Source organism: Dietzia sp. UBA5065 (assembly GCA_002415925.1).
In the GTDB taxonomy this organism is placed as follows: Bacteria; Actinomycetota; Actinomycetes; order Mycobacteriales; family Mycobacteriaceae; genus Dietzia.
The window spans coordinates 38,304-46,625 of record DIAZ01000177.1 but is presented as its reverse complement, the minus strand read 5'-3'; the positions used below and the strand labels follow the sequence as shown (position 1 = coordinate 46,625).

Annotated in this window: 8 protein-coding genes and 1 pseudogene; all 9 read left to right on the top strand. The window is 72.9% G+C overall.

From position 1 onward, the window contains the following. Positions 1-510: 510 nt before the first annotated feature. Complete coding sequence (locus tag B4M60_RS14750) at positions 511-1,137, top strand: hypothetical protein (protein ID WP_349679634.1); 627 nt, start codon at positions 511-513, stop codon at positions 1,135-1,137. Then, positions 1,134-2,132, top strand: a complete 999-nt coding sequence (locus B4M60_RS14745) for an HAD-IIA family hydrolase (RefSeq protein ID WP_291085714.1) — start codon at positions 1,134-1,136, stop codon at positions 2,130-2,132. Before B4M60_RS14750 ends, B4M60_RS14745 begins: the two co-directional genes overlap by 4 nt. A 10-nt stretch (positions 2,133-2,142) precedes the next feature. Continuing rightward, positions 2,143-2,382 carry a hypothetical protein gene (locus B4M60_RS14740; RefSeq protein WP_291085711.1) on the top strand — a complete coding sequence of 80 codons (240 nt, stop codon included), beginning with the start codon at positions 2,143-2,145 and terminating at the stop codon, positions 2,380-2,382. Then, on the top strand, positions 2,382-3,203 hold the full coding sequence (locus tag B4M60_RS14735; protein ID WP_291085708.1) for a TlyA family RNA methyltransferase: 822 nt from the start codon (positions 2,382-2,384) through the stop codon (positions 3,201-3,203). Before B4M60_RS14740 ends, B4M60_RS14735 begins: the two co-directional genes overlap by 1 nt. Further along, the gene (locus B4M60_RS14730; protein WP_291085705.1) at positions 3,200-4,129 is read left to right on the top strand and encodes an NAD kinase; all 930 of its coding nucleotides are present in this window, start codon (positions 3,200-3,202) and stop codon (positions 4,127-4,129) included. The genes B4M60_RS14735 and B4M60_RS14730 overlap by 4 nt, the downstream gene beginning before the upstream one ends. A 9-nt stretch (positions 4,130-4,138) precedes the next feature. Further along, positions 4,139-5,884 (top strand): DNA repair protein RecN, encoded by a 1,746-nt coding sequence (gene recN / locus B4M60_RS14725; RefSeq protein WP_291085702.1) that lies wholly within the window; start codon positions 4,139-4,141, stop codon positions 5,882-5,884. Positions 5,885-5,943: 59 nt separating this feature from the next. Next, the gene (gene steA, locus B4M60_RS14720; RefSeq protein ID WP_291085699.1) at positions 5,944-7,116 is read left to right on the top strand and encodes a putative cytokinetic ring protein SteA; all 1,173 of its coding nucleotides are present in this window, start codon (positions 5,944-5,946) and stop codon (positions 7,114-7,116) included. After that, positions 7,113-8,045: a copper transporter gene (locus B4M60_RS14715; RefSeq protein WP_291085696.1), complete on the top strand. Its 933-nt coding sequence runs from the start codon at positions 7,113-7,115 to the stop codon at positions 8,043-8,045. Before steA ends, B4M60_RS14715 begins: the two co-directional genes overlap by 4 nt. An 82-nt stretch (positions 8,046-8,127) precedes the next feature. Next, positions 8,128-8,322: pseudogene (locus B4M60_RS14710) on the top strand (CTP synthase); the annotation flags it as partial.

Sequence of the window (8,322 nt, the reverse complement as noted above, 5' to 3'; positions counted from 1 at the left end):
AGGTCACCGCCGAACACAATTTCATGACCAGCGGGAGGGACTCATCGTTCCTCCCGCTGGTCTTTTTTGTATTTCAGACATCGACCCCAGTGCCGTCTGTGCGGCGCGCGTAAGGTGAACGACGTGAACGAAGCCCGGTCAGAAGAGTCAGACAAGTCGCCGCGACGCGGTGATCGTGAGGTCCCCCGCAGAGGCGACCGGGCCTCCGCCGGCTCGCGGCGCGACAACAGCTCGTTCGGCGAGCGACGCGCTAAGCGATACGACGGGTCGGGTCGCGGCGAGGGTGCCGAGACCCCGGCCGCGCCACGGTCGGGCGGTGCCCGGGCGAGCCAGGGGCGGACCGCCGCGGGGTCCGACCGTCGGGCGGCCCCGCCGCGCGGCGACGGTCGTCGGGACGGGCGTCCCGGTGGCGATCGGCGCTCCGAAGGGCGGCCGGGCCAGGACGCACGTCAGGCAGCTCGCGCCGACGAACCCCCACTGCCCGAGGACATCGAGGCAGCGGACCTCGACATGGAGGTGCGCCGGGACCTGCGCGGGCTGGACAAGTCCAACGCGGATCTGGTGGCTCGGCACCTCGTTGCCGCCATGCACTTCGTGGACGAGGACCCGGGCGTCGCCCTGGCCCATGGGCGCGCCGCCAAGAACCGCGCCGGCCGGATCGGCGTGGTCCGCGAGACCCTGGGGGTGCTGGCATACCGGGCGGGCGAATGGTCGGAGGCGCTGGGTGAGTTGCGCGCTGCCCGACGCATCTCGGGCGGTCCTGGTCTTCTCGCCATGATGGCGGATTGCGAGCGTGGTCTCGAGCGTCCGGAGAAGGCGATCGAGCTCGCCCGGGGAGAGGAATCCCGGCTGGTCACCGGGGAGGACCTGGTCGAGCTGCGCATCGTCGAGGCCGGCGCCCGGGTGGACATGGGACAGCTCGACGCGGCGCTGGTGACCCTTCAGGACGCGGGCGTCGATGCGACCGCCTCGGGTGAGGAGGCCGCGCGTCTCGACTACGCGTACGCCGAGGTGCTCCTCGCTTCCGGGAGGAAGAAGGAGGCGCTGGAGTGGTTCGGGCACGCCGTCTCCGCCGACCCCGGACAGAACACGGACGCGGAGACCCGCCTGGCAGAACTCGAGGACCAGAGCCTGTGACGGACTCGTCCCTGGCCGCGCTCCACGACGCGCTACTGGTGGACCTCGACGGAACGCTGATCCGCGGGTCGGAACCGATCCCCGGGGCCGCGGACGCCCTCGACCGGTCCGGGCTGCCGGTGGTCTACGTGACCAACAACGCGAGCAGGGCGCCTGAGGACACGGCCGCGCACCTGCGCGCACTCGGCTTCCGGGCCGAGGCCGGCGACGTCATGACCAGCGCCCAGGCGGCGGTGGTCATGCTGGCCGAGCACGTGGACCCCGGAGCCAGGGTGCTCGTGGTGGGTCACGACAGCTTCCGTCGACTGGCCGAGGCGGCGGGATTCCAGGTGGTGCTCTCCGCGGACGAGCATCCGGACGCCGTCCTCCAGGGTCTGTCCCGCGAGTTGACGTGGGGTGATCTCGCGGAGGGATGCCTCGCCATCCGTCGTGGCGTCCCGTGGGTGGCGTCCAACGTCGACGCGACCCTGCCGACGGAGCGCGGACTGCTTCCGGGGAACGGTTCCCTGGTGGCGGCGCTGCGGGCCGCGACGGATCGGGAGCCCGTCGTGGCCGGCAAGCCGGCCGCCGGTGTGCTCCGGGCGGCCGCCGCCACGGTCGGTTCGCGGCGTCCCCTCGTAGTGGGGGACCGACTCGACACCGACATCGAGGGCGCGGTCTCCGCGGGGATGCCGTCGCTATTGGTGTTGACCGGCGTCCACGGCCCGGCCGACCTCCTCGCTGCGGGCGAACACCGTCGGGCCACCTATCTCGCGCACGACTTGTCGGCCCTCCTCCAGGCCCCGGAGCTCAGCCACATCGGATCGGCGCCCGAGCTCGTGTCCCGGGTCGCCGATGACGCACTCCACCTGGACGGGATCCCCGGGGATCTGCTCGGGATCGATCTGGCCAGGAGCGTCATCCGCCAGGCCTGGGGACACGGGGTGACGGCGATCGGGGACACGGGGTCCGACGTCCGGTCCAGGCTCGCCGACGCGGGACTCGTCGTCGGCTAGCGTGGACGGCGTGATCACCCCCGGACCGTCTCCAGCCCCCGGGCCCTCGGGCCCGGACGTCGACGAGCTCCGCTCGTCGTTCGACGACCTCCTCGCCGATTCTGCCGGGGCGCGCGGCGGTGACGACGGCGGTGACGACGCCCGTGGCACGGGGGTGAGCGTGTCGGTGCGCGATCATCAGGTGGAGGCGCTCGACGCGGCCCACGAGTTGCTGGCGACCGCGCTCGCGGCGTTGGACGCCACACGCTGATGGCGGCCAAGAGGATGCGTCTGGACGCCGAGCTCGTCCGACGCAAGATGTGTGACAGTCGCGAACGCGCCCGGGACCTGATCGAGTCCGGACGGGTGATCGTCAACGGCGTGACCGCCGGCAAGCCCGCCACCCAGGTCGAGCCGACCACCTCCATCGCGCTCACCTCCTCGGACGAGCCCGAGTGGGCGTCGCGAGGCGCGCACAAGCTCATCGGCGCGCTGGACAGGTTCCACGACGTGACCGTCGAGGGGGCGCGGTGCCTGGACGCCGGTGCGTCGACGGGCGGATTCACCGACGTGCTGCTCGCCCGTGGCGCGACCCGGGTGGAGGCCGCGGACGTCGGCTACGGCCAGCTGGTATGGCGTCTGCGCAGTGACGACAGGGTCGGCGTCCACGACAAGACCAACGTGAGGACGCTGACGCCGGAGGCGATCGGGGGAGAGGTCGACCTGGTGGTCACGGATCTCTCCTTCATCTCCCTCGCGCTGGTGTTGCCCGCCCTCGCGGCGTGTGTGCGACCCGGCGGTGACCTCCTGCCGATGGTCAAGCCGCAGTTCGAGGTGGGACGCGACCGCGTGGGCCAGGGCGGCGTGGTGCGGGACCCTTCGCTGAGGGTCGGCGCGGTGACCGGAGTCGCGCGCGCGGCCGCCGCCCTCGGCCTGGAGCCTGTCGACTGCGTGGCCAGTCCGCTCCCCGGCCCCTCCGGGAATGTGGAGTACTTCCTCCACCTCCGCAGGGCCGCGTCACCGGGGCCGGTTGAGTGGACGGACCGCGCGGAGGACGCGATCCGGACGGCCGTGGCGGAGGGGCCGCAGTGACGGACGCGACGGGGTCGGGGACCGGTCGCCGCATCCTGCTCGAGGCGAATGTCGAGCGACCGGATATCGCCGCGATCGTGGCGCAGGTGGTGGACGCCTGTGCGAGTCGGGGGATCGCGGTGCGGATGCTGGAGTCCACGAGCGCCAACGTCGCCACCGGGACCGGGGTCGAGGCCGTCCCGGACACCCCGCGCGCGGCGGAGGGGTGCGAGTTGGTCCTGGTCCTGGGCGGTGACGGTACCTTCCTGCGGGCCTGTCAGTACGCCAACGCGGCCGACGTGCCCGTCCTGGGGGTCAACCTCGGCCACATCGGATTCCTCGCCGAGTCGGAGGTCGCCTCGCTCAACGGGGTCGTCGAGCAGATCGCGGACCGGGACTACCGCGTGGTGGAGAGGATGACGATCGACGCGACCGTCATCCACGGGGACCGGGTCCTGGACCGTGGGTGGGCGCTCAACGAGGTGAGCATCGAGAAGCTCTCCCGGCAGGGTGTCCTCGAGGCGTCCGTGGAGATCGACGGCCGCCCCGTGAGCGACTACGGCTGCGACGGGATGCTCGTCTCCACCCCGACGGGGTCGACCGCCTACGCGTTCTCGGCCGGGGGGCCCATAGTCTGGCCGGAACTCGACGCCATCCTGGTGGTCCCGAACAACGCCCACGCCCTGTTCGCGCGGCCGATGGTCGTGGCGCCCACGTCCCGGGTGGCCGTGGAGACGAGTGTCCGGTCCGGCCCCTCCGTGGTGGTGCTGGACGGGCGCCGAGAGGTGGAGGCCCCGGCGGGCAGCCGGGTGGAGGTGGTCCGCGGTCGTCGCCCGGTCAAGTGGGTGCGATTGGACGATTCCCCGTTCACCGACCGTCTGGTCACCAAGTTCGAACTCCCGGTGACGGGGTGGCGCGGCCGCTCCTCCGGCCGGCCCCTCCCCTAGGGTGGGGGCGTGCTCACGGAACTTCGGATCAGCGGCCTCGGCGTCATCGACGAGGCCGTCGCCGACTTCGCGCCGGGACTGTCCGTCCTCACCGGGGAGACGGGTGCCGGAAAGACGATGGTCGTCACGGGGTTGAGGCTTCTCGCCGGGGGTCGCGCGGATCCGGGGCGTGTCCGGCGCGGCGCCGACAAGGCGGTGGTGGAGGGGCGGTTCGACCTCGCCGCAGCGGCGACGATGGACGCCGCCGACCGGCGCGACCTGGACCGCCTCCTGGACGACGCGGACGTGGATCTCGACGAGGACGGAACGGTGATCGCGGCCCGCCGGGTCGGCGCCGACGGGCGCTCCCGGGCCAGGCTCGGCGGGCGCTCCGTTCCCGCCGGCACCCTCGCCAGGTTCTGCGCCCCGGTGCTCGCCGTCCACGGGCAGAACGACCAACTGCGGCTGCTGCGGCCCGACAGGCAGAGGGACGCGGTCGATTCCCACGGGGGAGAGGACGCGCGTGCCGCTCTCTCCGCCTACCGCGAGACGTTCCACAGGTGGCGGGAGGTCGAGCGGTCCCTGGCCGAGCGCACCGAGCGCGCCCGCGAACTGGCCCGCGAGGCCGACCTGCTCCGCATGGGACTGGAGGAGATCGACGCCCTGGACCCCCAGCCCGGGGAGGAGGCCGAACTCGATGCCGTGATCCGTCGGCTCACGGACTCGGAGGAGCTCCGCGAGATCGCGGGTCAGGCCCACGAGATCCTGACGGGGGACGGCGAGACGGCCGAGCCCGTCGTCAACGTCCTGGACGCCCTCCGGCAGCGGCTCGCCGGGGCGGGGGACCCCGCCCTGGTCCCCATCGCCACAGGCGTCGAGCAGGCCGTGGCCGCACTGGGGGATGCCGCCACGGAGTTGGGCTTGTACCTGGCCGGGCTCCCCGTGGACGTGGCGGACCTGGATTCCGCCCTCGAGCGCAGGCACGGCCTCCGCGCTCTGACCCGGAAGTACGGCACCGACGTGGACGACGTGATCGCGTGGGCCGAGAAGGCGCGGGGTCGACTGTCCGAGGTGGACACCTCCGACGCGGCGGTGGCCGAGCTGAGGGCCGTCGCCGCCGGGCTGGCCGCCCAGCTGACCGAGCGCGGCGCGGCGCTCACCGCGGTCCGACGGGCCGCCGGAGAGGACCTGGCCCGTCGGGTGACGGCCGAGCTCGCCGAGCTGTCCATGGGAGGGGCGGGGCTGGTGGTGCGGGTCACGCCGAACGGTGACGGGCCCGCCTCCGCGACGGAGTCGGGACTGGACGACGTCGAGTTGGCCCTGGACGGGCCGTCCGGGGTGGTGCCGCTGGGCAAGGGGGCCTCGGGTGGCGAGTTGTCGCGGGTGATGCTCGCGCTGGAGGTGGTCCTGGCCGAGCGGTCCGGCGGTGGGACGCTGGTGTTCGACGAGGTCGACGCCGGAGTGGGCGGCCGCGCGGCCCTGAGCATCGGCATGCGGCTGGCCACCCTCGCCAGGACGCACCAGGTGATCGCGGTGACACACCTCGCCCAGGTCGCCGCGTACGCGGACACCCACCTGGTGGTTCACAAGACCGTGGACGCGGAGGGCGGTGACGGCGTGGTCTCGGGGGTGCGGGCGGTGGATGACGCCGACCGGGTGACCGAGCTGGCCCGGATGCTCGCGGGCATGGAGGACACCGACACGGGCCTCGCGCATGCCGAGGAACTCCTCGTCAAGGCGCAGACCGAGAAGTCTCAAGCTCAACTCGACCGTTAACCCGACACGCCGATACCTCCTCCCTCGTCGCTCGAATCACACGAGTGATACTCGGGCACATGAAGATGTCGGGTCTCCTCAGTCGCCGTTCCCACGACCTCGACGGTGTGGTCGGCGCCGTCCGTCACATCCGGGCAGGGTCGTCGCCCCACCGGAAGCTCGGCCCGAAGGACGTGGCGGTCCTCGACCTCAACAGGACGTCGGCGGACACGGCGCGCGCGCTGGTCGAGGCCGGCGTCGCCGCCGTCATCCACGTCCCCCGCGCCGGGCAGGAGATGCTGCCCCGCGCGGCGTTCCGGACGCTCGCGGCGTCGACGATCCCCGTCGTCGAGGACGCCGACCTCTCCGCGGTCGCGGAGGGGACGAAGGTGCGTGTCGACGAGGGCGTGGTCTACTCCGTCAAGACCGAGGACGAGCTGGCCTCCGGCCGGGAGTCGGGCCCGGCCACCCTCCTCGCCGAGGTGGACGCGGCCGAGTCCGGGTACGTCGAGTCGGCCCTCGCGCACCTGGCCAATGCCACGGAGTTCCTCAGCCTGGAGCATCCGCTGCTCCTCGATGGTGAGGGACTGCCGCAGATCGACGTCGAGTTCGCCGACCGGCACGTCGTGGTGGTGACCGGGGACGAGTCGTCGCAGGCCCAGCTGGCCGATCTCAAGCCGTTCATCAAGGAGTACCGCCCGCTGCTCGTCGGAGTCGACGGGGGAGCCGAGCTGCTGCGGTCGGCCAAGCTGTCCGCGGACGTCGTGGTGGCCACCCCCACCGCCGTCTCCGAGGAGGTCCTCACCGACGGTGCCGTCCTCGTGGTGCCGGCGGACCGTGACGGCAGGGCCGAGGGGCTGGAGCGGGTCACCGAACTCGGAGTGGGGGCCACCACCTTCCCGGCGGCGGCCACGGCCCGGGACATGGCCCTGCTCCTGGCCTTCCACAACGGCGCCGAGATGATCGTCGTGACGGGCGGTGACCGCGGGCTGGAGAACGTCTTCGGACCGTCCTCCGCCCCCTCCTCGACGATGGTCGATACCGCGGTCTCGTCGCGCCTGGTCCACGCGGACGCCTGTTCGACCCTGTACCGGTCGCGCGGGGCCGGGATCGGGCTGGCGCTGGTGGTGCTCGCGGCGCTGGTCGCCGTGGCCGCCGTGGTGGTGGCCCGCGACTCCGCCCAGGATCTGCTGATCTGGGCCGTCGACATGTGGAACGGCTTCGCCCTCTGGGTCCAGGGCCTCGTCCGTTGATCTCCCTGCGCCGCCACGTCCTCACGCTGGTCGCCGTGTTCCTCGCCCTCGCGGTGGGGGTGATCCTGGGGTCGACCTCCGTGGCGACGTCCATCCGGGACGCGGTGGTCGACAGGGAGGACACGACGGCGGCGCGGCTCGACTCCGCGGAGGAGGACCTGGCGGCCCAGCGGCTGGCCACCGACCGGCTCGACGCCATGGCCGGGGTGTTCGCCCCGGCGGTGCTCGACGGGATCCTCGACGAACGGCCGGTCCTCGTGGTGGTCGCCCCGGGTGCCTCGGGCGAGGACGTCGACGCGGCCGTCGACACCATCACCGCGGCCGGGGGTGTCGTCGCCGGCCGGATCACGCTCACAGACAAGGCGATGGACCCGGCCGCCGACGCGGAGCTCGAGGCCCTGGTGGCCAACCTCCCGATCGGCACCGCGCCCGCCGCGGACGCGGACCTCGGAACCCAGCTGGGGACGGCGGTGGGTCGGGCCGGGCTGCTCCGCACCGAGGACGCGAAGCCGCACCTCGACGACGCCGACCGGACGACGGTGCTCACGACCCTCGCGGACGCGGAGGTCATCGACTTCGAGGCCGGCACCCTCCGGCCCGGGCAGCTGGCGTTGATCGTGACCGGCCCGGGCGAGACCGAGTCGACCGCCGTGCGGCTGGCCGCGTTCGCACGGACCCTGGACCGCGAGGGCGCGGGCGTCGTGGTGTCGGCCGAGGTCGGTGGGGCCGACGGCCACGACGCCGTCCGGGTCCTGCGGTCCTCCGGCGAGACGGGCGTGTCGACCGTGGACTCGGCGGGCTCCGAGGCGGGCCGTCTGGCCACCGCGCTCGGGCTCGCGGAGCAGTTGGCCCGGGGGCAGGGGCACTACGGCCTGCGCCCGGATGCGGCCGCGGCGGTGCCGCCGCTCCCCACGGCGCCCGCTCGGTGATAGCCTGAAGCCCCGTGGGGTGCACCGGAGCCACACCAGCTTTCATCCATTCCGGCGTCTGGACACGGGAGTCCCCTTGGCACTGAATCGAGCCGCATCGCGGTCCGCGACCAAGCACATCTTCGTCACCGGTGGCGTTGCGTCGTCGCTGGGCAAGGGGCTCACCGCCTCGAGCCTGGGGCAGCTGCTCACCGCCCGAGGACTCCGGGTGACCATGCAGAAGCTGGACCCGTACATCAACGTCGACCCCGGGACCATGAACCCGTTCCAGCACGGC

Bases quoted from the DNA above. Each gene is read 5' to 3' on its own strand.
- B4M60_RS14750 (WP_349679634.1), top strand. From the start codon at position 511: ATGGAGGTGCGCCGGGACCTGCGCGGGCTGGACAAGTCCAACGCGGAT.
- B4M60_RS14735 (WP_291085708.1), top strand. From the start codon at position 2,382: ATGGCGGCCAAGAGGATGCGTCTGGACGCCGAGCTCGTCCGACGCAAG.
- steA (WP_291085699.1), top strand. From the start codon at position 5,944: ATGAAGATGTCGGGTCTCCTCAGTCGCCGTTCCCACGACCTCGACGGT.